At 66.7% G+C, this 16773-nt stretch carries 16 protein-coding genes; 15 read left to right on the top strand and 1 reads right to left on the bottom strand.

Going from position 1 to position 16773, the window contains the following annotated elements; all coding sequences use genetic code 11:
- Positions 1-2 precede the first annotated feature (2 nt).
- Positions 3-479 (top strand): acyl-CoA thioesterase, encoded by a 477-nt coding sequence (locus MTY59_RS06365; protein ID WP_221044920.1) that lies wholly within the window; start codon positions 3-5, stop codon positions 477-479.
- Positions 480-574: 95 nt separating this feature from the next.
- Complete coding sequence (locus MTY59_RS06360) at positions 575-1015, top strand: SRPBCC family protein (RefSeq protein ID WP_221044919.1); 441 nt, start codon at positions 575-577, stop codon at positions 1013-1015.
- Here the strand turns inward: MTY59_RS06360 and MTY59_RS06355 are convergent, their stop codons facing one another.
- Positions 1016-1696, bottom strand: a complete 681-nt coding sequence (locus MTY59_RS06355) for a GntR family transcriptional regulator (protein WP_221046287.1) — start codon at positions 1694-1696, stop codon at positions 1016-1018.
- A gap of 183 nt (positions 1697-1879) precedes the next feature.
- Between MTY59_RS06355 and fadD5 the strand changes: the two genes are divergently transcribed.
- From fadD5 to MTY59_RS06290, 13 genes are all read left to right on the top strand, one after another.
- Positions 1880-3475, top strand: a complete 1596-nt coding sequence (fadD5, locus tag MTY59_RS06350; RefSeq protein WP_221044918.1) for a fatty-acid--CoA ligase FadD5 — start codon at positions 1880-1882, stop codon at positions 3473-3475.
- Between the two features lie 293 nt (positions 3476-3768).
- Positions 3769-4584 (top strand): MlaE family ABC transporter permease, encoded by an 816-nt coding sequence (locus MTY59_RS06345; protein ID WP_415822800.1) that lies wholly within the window; start codon positions 3769-3771, stop codon positions 4582-4584.
- Position 4585: 1 nt separating this feature from the next.
- Positions 4586-5455: an ABC transporter permease gene (locus tag MTY59_RS06340; RefSeq protein WP_221044917.1), complete on the top strand. Its 870-nt coding sequence runs from the start codon at positions 4586-4588 to the stop codon at positions 5453-5455.
- Between the two features lie 5 nt (positions 5456-5460).
- A complete protein-coding gene (locus tag MTY59_RS06335; RefSeq protein WP_221044916.1) occupies positions 5461-6768 on the top strand; it encodes an MCE family protein in 1308 nt (435 codons plus the stop codon).
- On the top strand, positions 6765-7805 hold the full coding sequence (locus MTY59_RS06330; protein ID WP_221044915.1) for a virulence factor Mce family protein: 1041 nt from the start codon (positions 6765-6767) through the stop codon (positions 7803-7805). The genes MTY59_RS06335 and MTY59_RS06330 overlap by 4 nt, the downstream gene beginning before the upstream one ends.
- Positions 7802-9394, top strand: coding sequence for a virulence factor Mce family protein (locus MTY59_RS06325; RefSeq protein WP_221044914.1), 1593 nt, complete (start codon positions 7802-7804; stop codon positions 9392-9394). The genes MTY59_RS06330 and MTY59_RS06325 overlap by 4 nt, the downstream gene beginning before the upstream one ends.
- Positions 9391-11007 carry a virulence factor Mce family protein gene (locus MTY59_RS06320; RefSeq protein WP_221044913.1) on the top strand — a complete coding sequence of 539 codons (1617 nt, stop codon included), beginning with the start codon at positions 9391-9393 and terminating at the stop codon, positions 11005-11007. The genes MTY59_RS06325 and MTY59_RS06320 overlap by 4 nt, the downstream gene beginning before the upstream one ends.
- An 11-nt stretch (positions 11008-11018) precedes the next feature.
- Positions 11019-12200 (top strand): virulence factor Mce family protein, encoded by a 1182-nt coding sequence (locus MTY59_RS06315; protein WP_221046285.1) that lies wholly within the window; start codon positions 11019-11021, stop codon positions 12198-12200.
- Positions 12194-13744, top strand: coding sequence for an MCE family protein (locus MTY59_RS06310; RefSeq protein WP_221044912.1), 1551 nt, complete (start codon positions 12194-12196; stop codon positions 13742-13744). The genes MTY59_RS06315 and MTY59_RS06310 overlap by 7 nt, the downstream gene beginning before the upstream one ends.
- Positions 13714-14493: an Mce protein gene (locus MTY59_RS06305; protein ID WP_221044911.1), complete on the top strand. Its 780-nt coding sequence runs from the start codon at positions 13714-13716 to the stop codon at positions 14491-14493. Before MTY59_RS06310 ends, MTY59_RS06305 begins: the two co-directional genes overlap by 31 nt.
- Positions 14490-15461 (top strand): RDD family protein, encoded by a 972-nt coding sequence (locus MTY59_RS06300; protein ID WP_221044910.1) that lies wholly within the window; start codon positions 14490-14492, stop codon positions 15459-15461. The genes MTY59_RS06305 and MTY59_RS06300 overlap by 4 nt, the downstream gene beginning before the upstream one ends.
- On the top strand, positions 15458-16018 hold the full coding sequence (locus tag MTY59_RS06295; protein WP_221044909.1) for a mammalian cell entry protein: 561 nt from the start codon (positions 15458-15460) through the stop codon (positions 16016-16018). The genes MTY59_RS06300 and MTY59_RS06295 overlap by 4 nt, the downstream gene beginning before the upstream one ends.
- Complete coding sequence (locus MTY59_RS06290) at positions 15985-16752, top strand: mammalian cell entry protein (protein WP_221044908.1); 768 nt, start codon at positions 15985-15987, stop codon at positions 16750-16752. Before MTY59_RS06295 ends, MTY59_RS06290 begins: the two co-directional genes overlap by 34 nt.
- The last annotated feature ends 21 nt before the right edge of the window (positions 16753-16773 follow it).

Here is a 16773-nt window from a genome sequence, read left to right as displayed (position 1 = left end):
CCATGGCGTCGGCTTCCGTAGTTCCGCCCGCACCGGACGGGCTGACCAGCAGCGACTTTCCGGTGCTGTGGCCGGTCGGAACCCGGTGGGCCGACAACGACATGTTCGGCCACCTCAACAACGCCGTGTACTACCAGCTGTTCGACACCGCGATCAACGCCTGGATCAACACCGGCACCGGGCTGGACCCGATCACCACGCCCGCCCTGGGCATCGTCGCCGAATCGGGATGCCGCTACTTCTCCGAACTGCAATTCCCGCAGGACCTCATGGTGGGCCTGGCCGTCACGCGGCTGGGCCGCAGCAGCGTTACCTACCGGCTGGGCGTGTTCCGGACCGACCCAGCGGAAAGCACGGCGCAACCCGTCACCGCGCTTGGGCACTGGGTGCACGTCTACGTCGACCGGGTCACCCGCAAGTCCGTCCCGATTCCCGACGCCGTCCGCGCGCTGCTGGCTACTGCCACCGTGGACCAATAGTCGCCCAATAGGGGCCTGGCACCAGGGCTTTCGTCACCGAACGAGGCCGCGACAGCGCCGCCTGGACGTGCCGCAGGCCCGGCTATGCTTCGCGCATGCCAGTCATGAGCAAGACCGTCGAGGTGGACGCCGACGCCGCATTGATAATGAAGATCGTCGGCGACTTCGAGGCCTACCCGCAGTGGAACGAGGAGATCAAGGGCCTCTGGGTGCTTGCCCGCTACGACGACGGGCGCCCCAGTCAGCTGCGGCTCGACACCGATTACCAGGGCATGCAGAGCATGTTCATCCAGGCCGTGTACTACCCGGGCGAAAACCAGATCCAGACCGTCCTGCAGCAGGGCGACCTGTTCACCAAGCAGGAGCAGTTGTTCAGCGTGGTGTCCATGGGGGCGTCGAGCCTTTTGACGGTGGATTTAGATGTCGAGACCTCGATGCCGGTTCCGGCGCCGATGGTGAAGCAACTCCTCAACAACGTGCTCGACCATCTGGCCGAAAGCCTCAAGCAGCGCGCCGAGCAGCTGGCTTCGACCTAGCTAGTCGAAGATCCCGGTGCGGTCGCGCATCTCGGTCAGCCGGTTGGCCGCGTCGGTGAACTGCCACACGGTGTGCTCGATCACCGCGGCGGTGTCGCGGCGGCGCAGCGCCGCGATCAGCTGGCGGTGGTTGTCCACCGCCGCCTCTCCCCACTGCGGGTCGGCGGCGTAGACCAGCACCGGCATGTACCGCGCGGCGTTGAGCAGGAACCAGGCCAGCTTGATCCGGCCGCTCGCCTGGTTGAAGACGCGGTGGAACGCGAACTCGATGCCTGCGATGGTCTCGGCGTCGCCGGACCCCACGGCCGCGGCCAACGAGTCGTTGATCCGGTCCAGCTCGTCGATCTCGGCGTCGGTGATGTGGTCGGTGGCTGCGGCCGCCAGCTCCCGGGCGATCGATGCCTGCAGCCAGAAGATGTCCTCGATGTCCTGCCGGGTCAGCGGCAGCACGACGTGGCCGCGGTGCGGTTCGAGCTGCACCATGCCCTCGCCGCGCAGCTTCAGCAGGGCCTCGCGCACCGGGGTGACGCTGACCCCGAGCCCGGCCGCGGTCTCGTCCAACCGGATGAACGTCCCTGGGCGCAGGGCGCCGGACATGATCGCCGCCCGCAGGTGGCCGGCCACCGCATCGGACAACTGCGCCCGGCGTAGCGGCCGCCGACTCCTCGGCTGCATTGACATGGGTGCGTTCACGGGGGCTGCCAGGGCTTTCGTGGGCTTGGCGGGACGGGGTTTAAGTTTTGACGGGCGTAAACGGGGACTTGTCAGTAGACCGTCGACGCCATAGTGTGACCCACACAACACCAAGTTTTATCAAATATCAACCTGGCGCAAGCGGTGCGCGAGTGAAGGGAAGTGCTGGGCTTGACCGCGCAATTGGCGAACCATCCGACACAGGCGAACGAGCAGCCGTATCTGGCCCGGCGACAGAACTGGGTGAACCAGCTGGAGCGCCACGCGCTGATGCAGCCGAAGGCGACGGCGCTGCGGTTCCTGGGCAAGACCCTGACGTGGGGTGACCTGCGCGACCGGGTGGCGGCGCTGGCCGACGCGTTGAGCCGCCGGGGTGTCGGCTTCGGCGATCGGGTCATGATCCTGATGCTCAACCGCACCGAGTTCGTCGAGTCGGTGCTGGCCGTCAACATGCTCGGCGCCATCGCGGTCCCGCTGAACTTCCGGCTCACCCCGCCCGAAATCGCGTTCCTGGTCCAGGATTGCCAAGCCCGCGTGATCGCCACCGAGCCCGTGCTGGCGCCGGTGGCCGCCGGGGTCCGCGACATCGAGTCGCTGCTGGGCACCATCGTGGTGGCCGGCGGCTCGACCGACGACCACGTGCTCGGCTACGAGGACCTGATCAACGAGCCTGGGCAGGAGCACCAGCCCGTCGACATCCCGAACGACTCGCCGGCGCTGATCATGTACACCTCGGGCACGACCGGCCGGTCGAAGGGTGCCGTGCTGACCCATGCCAACCTGACCGGCCAGACGATGACCGGCCTGTACACCAACGGCGCCGACATCAACAACGACGTCGGGTTCATCGGTGTGCCGTTCTTCCACATCGCCGGCATCGGCAACCTGCTGACCGGGGTGCTGCTCGGCATCCCGACGGTGATCTACCCGCTGGGCGCGTTCGAACCAGGGCAGCTGCTCGACGTGCTTGCCGCCGAGAAAGTCACCGGCATCTTCCTGGTGCCCGCCCAGTGGCAGGCGGTCTGCGCCGAACAGCACGCCCGCCCGCGTGACCTGAAGTTGCGGGTGATCTCGTGGGGCGCCGCGCCGGCCCCCGACGCGCTGCTGCGGGAGATGTCGGCGAGATTCCCCGGCACCCAGATCCTGGCCGCGTTCGGCCAGACGGAGATGTCGCCGGTCACGTGCATGTTGCTGGGCGAAGACGCCATCCGCAAGCGCGGCTCGGTCGGCAAGGTGATCCCCACCGTGGCCGCCCGCGTCGTCGACGAAAACATGAATGACGTGCCGATCGGCGAGGTCGGCGAAATCGTTTACCGCGCACCGACTTTGATGAGCGGCTACTGGAACAACCCGGAGGCCACGGCGGAAGCGTTCGCCGGCGGCTGGTTCCATTCCGGCGACCTCGTCCGCATGGACGAGGAGGGCTACGTGTGGGTGGTCGACCGCAAGAAGGACATGATCATCTCCGGTGGCGAGAACATCTACTGCGCCGAGGTGGAAAACGTCCTCGCCGGCCACCCCAGCATCGTCGAGGTCGCCGTGATCGGCCGCGCCCACGACAAGTGGGGTGAGGTGCCCATCGCGGTCGCCGCTGTCGCGGGCGACAATTTAAGACTCGACGAGCTCGACGATTTTCTGACCGAGCGGCTGGCGCGGTACAAGCATCCCAAGGCGCTCGAGATCGTAGACGCGTTGCCGCGCAACCCGGCCGGGAAGGTGCTCAAGACTGAACTACGGGTTCGCTACGGTGTCGGAGAAATCGACTAAATCCATTCTAGGGCAAGAGGTTTTGAGAGCAGAAAGGAAAGTTAACGGGACCTGTAACGTTTGCCAGCTGTTGGCGAAGGGTTAATTGTGCAGATGCGGTTCACACGTGCTTGGCCATCGGGTACATTCCTGTGGTCTCCGTTACTACTTGCCAGTAGGGAGCCGATGGTCACAGGCATCAAGCCGGGGCGAGGTGGGGACGCCCCCAGCTACATAGCGGTGAGGGGGCGAGGCGTGCTAGACGATCCGCCGCGACGCCAGGGAGCGCGCGGTGACGGCCGGAGGGGGGAACGGTGACTTCAACGTCGACAAATCGGCAAGGCCCCTACCTGGTCAGCTATGTGCGTGACCAAGCGCGGACGCCCTTGACCCTCGTCGGGGGATTCTTCCGGATGTGCGTCCTGACCGGGAGAGCGCTGTTCCGTCGGCCGTTCCAGTGGGGCGAATTCATCCTGCAGTGCTGGTTCATCATGCGGGTCGCATTCCTGCCCACCGTCTTTGTCTCGATCCCGTTGACCGTGTTGCTGATCTTCACGCTCAACGTGCTGCTCGCTCAGTTCGGAGCCGCTGACCTCTCCGGTGCCGGCGCGGCAATCGGCGCCGTCACCCAGCTCGGCCCGCTGACCACGGTGCTGGTGGTCGCCGGCGCCGGCTCGACGGCGATCTGCGCGGACCTCGGTGCTCGCACCATCCGCGAGGAGATCGACGCGATGGAGGTGCTCGGGATCGACCCGATTCACCGCCTGGTGGTGCCCCGGGTGCTCGCCGCGACCCTGGTCGCTACGTTGCTCAACGGCCTGGTGATCACTGTCGGCCTGGTCGGTGGCTACCTGTTCGGCGTCTACTTGCAGAACGTGTCGGGCGGTGCGTACCTGGCCACCCTGACCACCATCACCGGCCTGCCCGAGGTTGTCATCGCGACAATCAAAGCCGCGGTGTTCGGCCTGATCGCCGGCCTGGTCGGCTGCTATCGCGGCCTGACCGTGAGCGGCGGCTCCAAGGGCCTGGGCACCGCGGTCAACGAGACCGTGGTGCTCTGCGTCGTCGCGCTCTACGCCGTGAACGTGGTGCTGACGACCATCGGCGTGAGGTTCGGGACGGGGCACTGACATGTCGACATCCGCCGTCTTTCGCGCCCGCTTTCCGCGGGCGGCAGAGAACCTCAACCGCTACGGCCTCGCGGCGTCCCGCGGTCTCGACGACATCGGCCAGATGGCGTGGTTCGGCACGACCGCCGTCGGGAGCATCCCGCACGCGCTGCGCAACTACCGCAAAGAGACGCTGCGCCTGATCGCCCAGATCGGCATGGGCACCGGCGCCATGGCGGTCATCGGTGGCACCGTCGCCATCGTCGGCTTCGTGACGTTGTCCGGTAGCTCGCTGGTCGCCATCCAGGGTTTCGCCTCGCTGGGCAACATCGGTGTGGAGGCGTTCACCGGGTTCTTCGCCGCGCTGATCAATGTGCGCATCGCCGCGCCCGTCGTCACCGGCATCGCCATGGCCGCCACGGTCGGTGCCGGCGCCACGGCGGAGCTGGGCGCCATGCGCATCAGCGAGGAGGTCGACGCCCTGGAAGTGATGGGCATCAAGTCGATTTCGTTTTTGGCGTCCACCCGCATCATGGCCGGGCTGGTCGTGATCATCCCGATCTACTCCATGGCGATCATCATGACGTTCCTGTCCCCACAGATCACCACGACGGTGATCTACGGGCAGTCGAACGGTACCTACGAGCACTACTTCCGGACGTTCCTGCGTCCCGAGGATGTGTTCTGGTCGTTCGTGGAAGCCATCCTCATCACCGCGGTCGTGATGATCACGCACTGCTTTTATGGCTACCACGCCGGCGGCGGTCCGGTCGGCGTGGGTGAGGCCGTCGGTCGGTCGATGCGTTTCTCGCTGGTGTCGGTACAGGTTGTCGTGCTGTCCGCCGCGTTGGCGCTCTATGGCGTCAACCCGAACTTCGCCCTGACGGTGTAGACGCCATGTCCCGACCGATACAAATCAACGCCCCGCGGACCCCGCCGTACAAGCTGGCCGGGGTGGCGCTGCTGGTCGTCGCCGCACTCGCGCTGGCGCTCGTCTACGGGCAATTCCGGGGTGCCTTCACGGAAAAGACGCGGCTGACCATGCTGGCGGCGCGGGCCGGGTTGGTGATGGATCCGGGTTCGAAGGTGACCTACAACGGGGTGGAGATCGGCCGGGTGGGGTCGATTTCGGAGACGGTGCGCGACGGCAAGCCGGCCGCGAAGTTCATCCTCGAGGTGTATCCGCGGTACCTGAAGCTGATCCCGTCCAACGTCAACGCCGATATCAAGGCGACGACGGTGTTCGGTGGTAAGTATGTGTCGTTGACGACGCCGGCCAACCCCTCGCCGCAGAAGATCTCGACGCACACGGTGATCGACGCGCGGTCGGTGACCACCGAGATCAACACGCTGTTCCAGACGATCACGTCGATCGCGGAGAAGGTCGATCCGGTCAAGCTGAATTTGACGTTGAGCGCGGCGGCGCAGTCGCTGTCCGGCCTGGGGGAGAAGTTCGGTCAGTCGATCACCAACGCGAATACGCTTCTCGATGACGTGAATCCGCAGCTGCCGCAGGCGCGCAAGGACATTCAGCGGTTGGCCGCGCTGGGCGATACGTATGCGAACGCGTCGCCGGATCTGTTCGACTTTTTGAACAATGCGGTGATCACCTCGCGCACCATCAATGCCCAGCAGAAGGATCTGGATCAGGCGTTGTTGTCGGCGGCCGGGTTCGGCAACACCGGCGCGGAGCTGTTCAACAAGGGCGGGCCGTACCTGGCGCGCGGTGCCGAAGACCTGGTGCCGACGGCGCAGCTGCTCGACACCTACAGCCCCGAATTGTTCTGCACCGTGCGCAACTATCACGACATCGAGCCCAAGGCCGCCGCCTTCCTGGGCGGCAACGGCTACTCCCTGGTCGCCCACACCCAGGCGCTGTCGGGATTGGGGTTGGTCGCCAACCCGCTGTCGCTGGTCGCCGTCGCCGCGCTGACGCTGGGCCTCGGCGGGGCGGCCGGTCTGGTCGGCGGCGCGCCGAACCCCTACACCTATCCGGAGAACCTGCCGCGGGTGAACGCGCGCGGTGGCCCGGGCGGCGCGCCGGGATGCTGGCAGCAGATCACCCACGACCTGTGGCCCGCACCGGAGTTGGTGATGGACACCGGCAACAGCATCGCGCCGTACAACCACCTGGACACCGGATCGCCGTATGCGATCGAGTACGTCTGGGGCCGCCAGGTAGGGGATAACACGATCAACCCATGAAAAACACCGGAACCCTCGTCAAACTCGGCATCTTCTCGGTGGTGCTGCTGATCTTCACCGTGATGATCATCGTGGTGTTCGGTCAGATGCGCTTCGACCGCACCAACGGGTACACGGCGGAGTTCACCAACGTGAGCGGCCTGCGCGCGGGCCAGTTCGTCCGCGCCTCCGGGGTCGAGGTCGGCAAGGTCGACGAGGTGGAGCTGGCCGACGGCGGCAAGCGGGCACGGGTGAAATTCAACGTCGACCGCTCGATCCAGCTGTACCAGTCGACGACCGCCCAGATCCGCTACCTCGACCTGATCGGTAACCGCTACCTGGAGCTCAAGCGCGGTCAAGGCGAAGGCGCCGACAAGGTCCTGCCGCCCAACGGGTTCATCCCGGTGGCACGCACCCAGCCGGCGCTCGACCTCGATGCGCTGATCGGTGGGTTCAAGCCGCTGTTCCGGGCGCTTGACCCGCAAAAGGTCAACACCATCGCGAGCTCGCTGGTCACCGTCTTCCAGGGGCAGGGCGGCACCATCAACGACATCCTCGACAACACCGCGCAACTGACCAGCCAGCTCGGTGAGCGCGACCAAGCGATCGGCGAGGTGATCAAGAACCTGAACATCGTGCTGGACACGACCGTCCGGCACCGCCAGCAGTTCGACGACACCATCAACAATCTCGAAGTGCTGATCACCGGCCTCAACAACCACCGTGACCAGCTGGCCGGTGGCGTCGCGCACATCAGCAATGCCGCCGGGACGGTGGCTGATCTGCTGGCCGAGGACCGCGGGCTGCTGCACAAGACGATCAACTACCTGGACGCGGTGCAGCAGCCGCTGATCGACCAGCAAGACCAACTGCAGGACTACCTCAAGAAGGTGCCGACCGCGTTGAACATGATTGGGCGCGCCATCGGGTCCTACGGGGACTTCGTGAACTTCTACGCCTGCGACATCACCCTGAAGATCAACGGTTTGCAGGCCGGTGGCCCGGTCCGCACGGTCCGGCTGTTCCAGCAGCCGACGGGTAGGTGCACGCCGCAATGAGAACACTGGAACCACCGAACCGGGTCCGCATCGGGCTGATGGGCATCGTCGTGACGCTGCTGGTGATCGGCGTGGGCCAGAGCTTCACCAGCGTCCCGATGTTGATGGCCAAACCGCACTACTACGGGCAGTTCACCGACACCGGCGGCCTCAGCAAGGGTGACAAGGTGCGCATCGCCGGGGTGGACGTCGGCAAGGTGGAGGGCCTCAAGATCGACGGCGATCACATCGCGATCCAATTCAACGCCGGCACCGCACAATTCGGCACCGAGAGCCGGCTGGCAGTCAAGACTGACACCATCCTCGGAAAGAAGGTCCTCGAACTCGAGCCGCGCGGCAACCAGCCGCTGCGGCCGGGGGCGACATTGCCGGTCGGCCAAAGCACCACGCCCTACCAGATCTATGACGCGTTCTTCGACGTCACCAAGGCCGCCCAGGGCTGGGACATCGACACCGTCAAGCAGTCGCTGCACGTGCTGTCGCAGACCATCGACCAGACCTATCCGCACCTGAGCCCGGCGCTCGAAGGGGTGCAAAGGTTCTCCGACACCATCGGCAAGCGCGACGAAGAGGTCAAGCACCTGCTCGCCCAGGCCAACCAGGTGGCCGGCATCCTCGGTAAACGCAGCGATCAGATCGACCGGCTGCTGGTCAACACCAAGACGCTGCTGGTCGCCTTCAACGAGCGCGGCCAGGCGATCAACGCCCTGCTCGGCAACATCGCCGCGTTCTCCCAACAGGTCAAGGGCCTGATCAACGACAACCCGAACCTGAACCACGTGCTGGAACAGCTGCGCACGGTCAGCGGCATCCTGGTGCAGCGCAAAGATGACCTGGCCAACGGTCTCACCGAGGTCGGCAAGTTCCTGCCATCACTGAACGAGGCCATCGCGTCGGGGCCGTTCTTCAAGGTGGTCCTGCACAACCTGGCCCTGTACCAGATCACGCAGCCCTGGGTCGACGCCGCCTTCAAAAAGCGCGGCATCGATCCGGAGAACTTCTGGCGCAGCGCCGGTCTGCCGGAATACCGCTGGCCCGACCCGAACGGGACCCGGTTCCCGAATGGTGCGCCGCCGCCGGCACCGCCGGTGCTGGAGGGCACACCCGATCACCCGGGTCCGGCCGTCCCACCGGGATCACCGTGCTCGTACACGCCGGCCAACCCCGGCGGCAATGTCACCGTCGGGGACGAGGGCCTGCCGCGTCCGTGGAACCCGCTGCCCTGCGCTGGCGCCGCCAGCGGCCCGTTCGGCGGGCCGGGCTTCCCGGCGCCGGTCGACGTGATGACGTCGCCGCCGAACCCCGCGGGTCTGCCGCCGACGCCGGGCATCCCGATTGCGGGCCGGCCGGGCGACCCGCCGCCTGACGTGCCGGGCACACCGGTGCCGTTGCCTGCTCAGGCACCCCCGGGTGCTCGCACCGAGAACCTGGCACCGGCCGGACCGACGCCGCCGCCGTCGACGTTCGCGCCGGGGTTCCCGCCGGGACCGGCGCCGCCGCCCGGGCCGGGCAACCAGCTGCCGGCACCGTTCATCAACCCCGGCGGATCCGGAGGCAGTGGCGCAGCGGGGGGAGGTAGCCAGAATTGAGCACCATCTTTGACATCCGCAACGTGCGGTTGCCCAAGCTGACGCGGGCATCGGTGATCGTCGCATCGCTGGTGGTGATTTTGGCGCTGGTCGTCGGCTACGTCGGCTGGCGGCTGTACCAGAAGGTGACCACCAACACCGTGGTGGCGTATTTCTCGGCGGCCAACGCCCTGTACCCGGGGGACAAGGTCCAGATCATGGGGCTGCGGGTGGGCGCGATCGACAAGATCGAGCCGGCCGGCAACAAGATGAGGGTCACCTTCCACTACGAGAACCAGTACCGGGTTCCGGCCAACGCCTCGGCGGTGATCCTCAACCCCACCCTGGTGGCGTCGCGGGCCATCCAGCTGGAGCCGGCCTACAAGGGCGGGCCGGTGCTGGCCGACAACGCGGTCATCCCCGAAGAGCGCACCCAGGTGCCGGTGGAGTGGGACCAGCTGCGCAACAGCATCACCAACATCATCTCCAAGCTGGGCCCGACACCCGAGCAGCCCAAGGGCCCGTTCGGTGAGGTCATCGAGTCGTTCGCCAACGGGCTGGCCGGCAAGGGCAAGCAGTTCAACGCCACGCTGACCAGCCTGTCGCAGGCGCTGACCGCCCTCAACGAGGGCCGCGGCGACTTCTTCGCGGTGGTGCGCAGCCTGGCGCTGTTCGTCAATGCGCTGCACAACGACGACCAGCAGTTCGTCGCGCTCAACCAGAACCTGGCCGACTTCACCACGCGGCTGGCGCATTCCGATACCGACCTGGCCAACGCGATCGCGCAGTTCGACAGCCTGCTGACCACCGTGCGGCCCTGGCTGGACCAGAACCGCGGGGTGCTCGTCCAAGACATCAACAACCTGGAAACCGCGACGAACGCGCTGCTGCAACCGGATCCGCTCAACGGGCTGGAGACCGCGCTGCACGTGGTGCCGACGGCCGCGTCGAACATCAACCAGATCTATCACCCGTCGCACGGTTCGGTGGTCGCCATCCCGTCGATCACCAACTTCGCCAACCCGATGCAGTTCATCTGCAGTGCGATCCAGGCCGGCAGCCGCTTGGGCTACCAGGAATCGGCCGAACTGTGCGCGCAGTACCTCTCCCCGATTCTCGACGCGATCAAGTTCAACTACCCGCCGTTCGGGTTGAACCTGTTCAGCACTGCCGAGACGCTGCCGAAGGAGGTCGCCTACTCCGAGGATCGGCTGCACCCGCCGAACGGATACAAGGACACCACCGTCCCGGGCATCTGGGTGCCGGACACCCCGACCTCGCACCGCAACACCCAGCCGGGCTGGATCGTCGCCCCGGGCATGCAGGGCCAGCAGGTCGGGCCCATCTCCGCGGGTCTGATGACCCCGGACTCGCTGAACGAGCTGATGGGTGGTCCGAACATCGCGCCGGTCCAGTCGACTCTGCAGACGCCCCCGGGTCCGCCGAACGCCTACGACGAGAACCCGATAGCGCCGGTCATCGGGCAGAACCCGCCCCAGGTGCCGATACCGCCGCCACCGCCGGGGCCGGAGGTGGTCCCGGGTCCGGTCGCTCCGACGCCGGCGCCGGTGTCCGCGCCCGCCCCGAACGCGGGCGGCCCGGCGGCACCCGCTGACTTTGGAGGTGGCCAGTGAGGCGCCCGACGATCAAGACGAAGCGCCGGGGCGCGCTTCGTGTGCTGCGCCGTCGGAGCTGGCAGGGCCTGACCCTGCTGGTTGCGGCGATGGTGCTGAGCTCGTGTGGCTGGAAGGGCATCTCCAACGTCGCGATTCCGGGTGGCCCCGGCAGCGGCTCGGGAGCCATGACCCTGTATGTGCAGGTGCCCGACACCCTGGCGATCAACGGCAACAGCAAGGTGATGGTCGCCGATGTGTTCGTCGGCTCGATCAAGGCCATCCAGTTGAAGAACTGGATCGCCACTTTGACGCTCGGCGTGAGCAACAGCCTCAAGCTGCCGAAGAACGCCGTCGCCAGGATCGGCCAGACGTCGCTGCTGGGTTCTCAGCACGTCGAGCTCGCCGCGCCGCCGAACCCGTCGCACGAGCTGCTCAAGGACGGCGACACCATTCCGCTGAAGAATTCGACGTCGTACCCGACCACCGAGCAGACGCTGGCCAGCCTCTCGCTGATCCTGCGCGGCGGCGGCATCCCGAACCTCGAGGTGCTGCAGAACGAGGTCTACAACATATTCAACGGCCGCGGCGAGCAGATCCGGGCGCTGCTCGGCAAGCTGGACACCTTCACCAATCAGCTCAACCAGCAGCGCGATGACATCACCCACGCCATCGACTCCACCAACCGGCTGCTGACGTACGTGGGCGGACGCGCCGACGTCCTGGACCGGGTGCTGACCGACATCCCGCCGCTGATCAAATATTTCGCGAACAAGGACTATCAGCAGCATCTGATCAATGCCGTCGACTCGGTGGGACGCCTCAGCCAGGCCGCCGACCAGTACCTGTCGGAGGCGCGCGGTCCGCTGCACACCGACCTGCAGGCGCTGCAGTGCCCGCTGAAGGAGCTCGGCCGCGCCTCGCCGTACCTGATCGGCGCGCTGAAGCTGATCCTCACCCAGCCGTTCGACATCGACACGGTGCCGAAGATCTTCCGCGGCGACTACATCAACATCTCGCTGACGCTCGACCTGACCTACAGCGCCGTCGACAACGCGTTCCTCACCGGGACCGGATTGTCGGGAGCCCTGCGGGCGCTCGAGCAGTCGTTCGGGCGCGATCCGGAGACGATGATCCCGGACGTGCGCTACACGCCGAACCCGAATGACGCACCGGGTGGACCGCTGGTGGAAAGGGGGGACAGGAATTGCTGACTCCCTTCATCCGACGCCAGCTGATCGCCTTCGGGATCCTGACCGTCATCTCGCTGCTCGTGCTCGGGATCTACTATCTGCAGATCCCAAGCCTGGTGGGCATCGGCCGCTACACGCTGAAGGCCGACCTGCCCGCCTCGGGTGGGCTGTATCCCACGGCCAACGTCACCTTTCGCGGCATCACCATCGGCAAGGTGACCGACGTCGAGCCCACCGAGCGCGGCGCCCGGGCGACGATGAGCATCGACAGCGACTACAAGATTCCGATCGACGCCACGGCCAACGTGCACTCGGTGTCGGCGGTCGGTGAGCAGTACCTGGACCTGACGTCGAGCGGGAACACCGGTAAGTACCTGGCCGAAGGGCAGACCATCACCAAGGGCACCGTGCCCGCCGAGATCGGGCCGGCCCTGGACACGGCGAACCGCGGGCTGTCGGTGCTGCCCAAGGAGAAGATCGGCCAGTTGCTCGACGAGACGGCGCAATCCGTCGGCGGGTTGGGCCCCAACCTGCAGCGGTTGGTCGACGCGACGCAGGCGATCGTCGGCGACTTCAAAAACCAGATGACCGACGTCAACGACATCATCCAGAACTCCGGGCCGGTGCTGGACAGCCAGGTCAAATCGGGTGACAACATCGAGCGCTGGGCACGCAACCTGAACCGGCTGGGCGCGCAGTCCGCGCAGGAAGACCAGCACCTGAAAAGCATTCTGCGCCAGGCGGCGCCGACGGCCGACCAGGTCAACTCGGTCTTCAGCGACGTCAAGGATTCGCTGCCGCAGACGCTGGCCAACCTCGAGGTCGTCTTCGACCTGCTCAAGCGCTATCACACCGGCGTCGAGCAGGTCCTGGTGTTCCTCCCGCAGGGTGCGTCGATCGCCCAGACGGTGGCCGCGCCGTTCCCCAACATGGCCGCGCTCGACCTGGCGCTGTCGATCAACCAGCCACCGCCGTGTCTGACCGGGTTCATCCCGGCGCCGGAGTGGCGGTCGCCGGCCGACACCAGCATCCAGCCGTTGCCCACGGGTACGTACTGCAAGATCCCGATGGACACCCCGGCGAACAGCGTGCGCGGCTCACGCAACATTCCGTGCGTTGATATCCCGGGTAAGCGGGCGGCCTCGCCGCGGGAATGCCGTGACCCCAAGCCGTATGTGCCCGCGGGTACCAACCCCTGGTATGGCGATCCCAACCAGATTCTGACCTGTCCCGCGCCCGCAGCGCGCTGTGATCAATCGGTCCGGCCCGGGATGGTGATCCCGGCACCGTCGGTGGACAACGGGTTGAACCCGGCACCCTCGGACCGGGTCGCGGGAACACCCCCGCCCACCAGCGATCCGTTGTCCCGGCCGGGGTCGGGTACCGTGCAGTGCAATGGCCAGCAGCCCAACCCCTGTGTCTACAAGCCCAGCGGGCCTCCCTCGGCGATCTACAGTCCCCAAAGCGGTGAACTGGTAGGGCCAGACGGAGTTAAATACTCCGTCGAGAACTCGACCAGAACAGGAGACGATGGATGGAAGGAGATGCTGGCACCAGCCGGCTGAACCCCATCGACACGGACGATTCATTGACCACTCAGGACAAGAACGAGGGTTCGGCGGCACCCGAGAACGGAGCCGAGCAAACCGGTCCGCAGGACGCTTCCGAGGACGCGGTGGAATCCACCGACGGTGCTGCCGACACTGACGCGTCCGAGTCCGGTGACACCACCGAGTCCGGCGGCGCTACCGAGTCCGGCGGCGCCACCGAGGATGCGGCGGAATCCGGCGAGCCCGCGGTGGCCACACCGCGAGGCCCGTCCCGGGTGGGCCGCGGATGGCTGGCCGCGATCGCCGCGGTGCTGGTGTTGTGCGCCGTCGGCGTCGGCGGAGGCGGCTACCTCGCGTTGCACTACCACCACCAAAGCCAGCGGATCGCCCGTAACGACACCGCGGCGCTGAAGGCGGCGGTGGAATGCGTGTCGGCGACCCAGGCGCCGGACACCAACGCGATGACCGCGAGCGAGCAGAAGATCGTCGACTGCGGCACGGACGCCTTCCGCTCGCAGGCGCTGCTCTACACCAGCATGCTCGTACAGGCATATCAGGCCGCGAACATCCACGTTCAGGTGTCGGATGTGCGGGCGGCCGTCGAGCGCAACAACCCCGACGGTTCGATCGACATCCTGGTCGCGCTGCGCGTGAAGGTGGCCAGCGACCAGAACCAGAGCGAAGCGGGCTACCGGCTGCGCGTGAAGATGGCGTTCGCCGAGGGGCAGTACAAGATCTCCAAGCTCGACCAGGTGACGAAGTGACGGTGGTGGTCGAACAGACTGCGCCCCCGGAAATCCAGGAGTCACCGCGGGAAGCCTTGGCGCCCTGGCATTCTCGCGTTCGCGCATTCGCCGTCGACGTGCTGCCGTGCCTCGCGGTGATCATCACGATGGCGCTGGTGTTGCGTACCGTGCCGGCCCACGGGGCGTGGTGGTGGCTGGCCATCTCCGTCCTCGGCGTCGTCACCCTGCTGGCGCTGGTCAACCGGCTGCTGCTGCCGGTGATCACCGGCTGGAGCCTGGGCCGCGCGTTGGTGGGCATCGCGGTGACGGGACGCACCGGTGATTCGCCGGGCCCGTGGACCCTGCTGCTCCGGGACGTCGCCCACCTGCTCGACATCGTCTCGATCGTGGGATGGCTTTGGCCCCTGTGGGATTCACGCCGCCGCACATTCGCCGACATGCTGGCGCGCACCGAGGTACGCCCCCTCGGCCCGGGCGCGGTGCCGGCCCGCATCCGGCGCTGGACCGCGGTCGCGGTGTCGAGCGCGGTGGTGCTCTGCCTGGCCGGGGCCGCGATCAGCTTTTTCGTGGTGTACTCCACGGACCGGGCGACCGATCAGACGCGCGCCCAGATCGCCACGCAGGGACCGAAGATCGTCGCCCAGATGCTGACGTACGACCCCAAGTCGCTGCACGAGGACTTCACCCGGGCGCTGTCGCTGGCGACCGACAAGTATCGGCCCCAGCTGGCCGCCCAGCAGGACCTGGTGCAGAAGGGGCACCCGGTCATCAACGAATACTGGGTCACCAACAGCTCGATCGAATCGGCGGGGCCGGACCGGGCGACGATGCTGCTGTTCATGCAGGGCCGGCGCGGCATCGGGCCCGAGCGGCGCTACATCAGCGCCACCGTGCGGGTGAACTTCGCCAAGGGCGGCGGAAACACTTGGCGCGTCGACGATCTCAACGTGCTGACCAAGCCGAAGCAGCCCGGGGGCGGAAAATGAGCCCGCGGCGCAGGTTTGCACCCGGCGATCGACCCCTGCTCATCGCGCGCCCGGTCGAGGCCGAGGCGCGGCGGCCATGGCTGGTGCCGTTGGCCGGAACGGTCGCCGCGCTGCTCATCGTCGCGGCGATCACCGCCTGCGCGCTGATGCTCGGCTCACATGAATCCCGGGTGCGGACCGCGTCGAGGGACCGCGAGGTGCTCAGCTACGTGACCGGATTCATGACGCAGTTCACCTCCATCGATCCCTTTCACGCCAACGACTACGTGAACCGGATATTGGCGCAGGCGACCGGCGACTTCGCCAACCAGTACCAGAAGAACGCCAACGAGATCCTGCTCCAGGTCGCACGGGCCGAACCGGCCACCGGCAGCGTCCTGGACGCCGGCCTGGAGCGATGGAACGACGACGGCAGCGTCAGCGTCATGGTGGCCACCGCGATCACCACCAAGTCGCCGGATGAAAAGCAGGTCTTGGAGAACACCAATCGTTGGGCGGCAACCGCGACGCAGGAAGGGAACCAGTGGAAGATCAGCAGCCTGCAGCAGGTGATGTGACCGCCGAGCAGAACCCGGCCGCCCCCGAGACCGAGGCGACGGGCGCGGCGGGGGGCGACGGCCCGGAGGAGCGCGACGAAAAGTCGGATGCCACAACGGATTCCGACAGCGCCGAGGGCGACGAGGCCGCGCCGGACGGCGCCGATGCCGAGGCCTCCGGCGAGGACGCGGAACAGACCACCGACGCGGCGCCGGCCGGCGGCGCGAGAAAGAAGCGGCGGGCCGGTAAGGCCTGGGCCATCGTCGCCGTGATCGCCGCCCTGCTGTTCGTCGGGTCCGCCGCGTTCGCCGGCGCGATGGTGCAGCCGTACCTGACCGATCGGGCTACCGCCGCAACGAAACTGAACGTCGCGCGGACCGCCGCCAACGCGATCACCACGCTGTGGACGTACACGCCGGAAAACATGGACACGCTCGCCGACCGCGCATCTCGCTATCTCAGCGGGGATTTCGAGGCGCAGTACCGCAAATTCGTCGACGCGATCGTGGCCCCCAACAAGCAGGCCAAGATCAGCAACAGCACCGAGGTCACCGGAGCGGCGGTCGAGATGCTGGACGATCCCAACGCTTCGGTGCTCGTCTACACCAACACGACCTCCACCAGCCCGCTGACCAAGAACGTCCCGTCATTGAAGTACCTGTCGTACCGGCTGTTTTTGAAGCGGTCCGACAACCGTTGGCTGGTGACCAGGATGACGACGATCACGTCGCTGGATCTGACGCCGAAGGTTTGACGGCGGCTGCGGGCGGCCCCG

It is taken from the genome of Mycobacterium senriense, from assembly GCF_019668465.1.
GTDB classification, from domain to species: Bacteria; Actinomycetota; Actinomycetes; order Mycobacteriales; family Mycobacteriaceae; genus Mycobacterium; species Mycobacterium senriense.
This window is presented reverse-complemented; position numbering and strand designations above follow the sequence as displayed.

Coding starts and splice junctions, on each gene's coding strand:
- MTY59_RS06335 (WP_221044916.1), top strand. CDS start 5,461: ATGTCCCGACCGATACAAATCAACGCCCCGCGGACCCCGCCGTACAAG.
- MTY59_RS06360 (WP_221044919.1), top strand. CDS start 575: ATGCCAGTCATGAGCAAGACCGTCGAGGTGGACGCCGACGCCGCATTG.
- MTY59_RS06325 (WP_221044914.1), top strand. CDS start 7,802: ATGAGAACACTGGAACCACCGAACCGGGTCCGCATCGGGCTGATGGGC.
- MTY59_RS06340 (WP_221044917.1), top strand. CDS start 4,586: ATGTCGACATCCGCCGTCTTTCGCGCCCGCTTTCCGCGGGCGGCAGAG.
- MTY59_RS06365 (WP_221044920.1), top strand. CDS start 3: ATGGCGTCGGCTTCCGTAGTTCCGCCCGCACCGGACGGGCTGACCAGC.
- MTY59_RS06330 (WP_221044915.1), top strand. CDS start 6,765: ATGAAAAACACCGGAACCCTCGTCAAACTCGGCATCTTCTCGGTGGTG.
- MTY59_RS06295 (WP_221044909.1), top strand. CDS start 15,458: ATGAGCCCGCGGCGCAGGTTTGCACCCGGCGATCGACCCCTGCTCATC.
- MTY59_RS06355 (WP_221046287.1), bottom strand. CDS start 1,696: ATGTCAATGCAGCCGAGGAGTCGGCGGCCGCTACGCCGGGCGCAGTTG.
- MTY59_RS06305 (WP_221044911.1), top strand. CDS start 13,714: ATGGAAGGAGATGCTGGCACCAGCCGGCTGAACCCCATCGACACGGAC.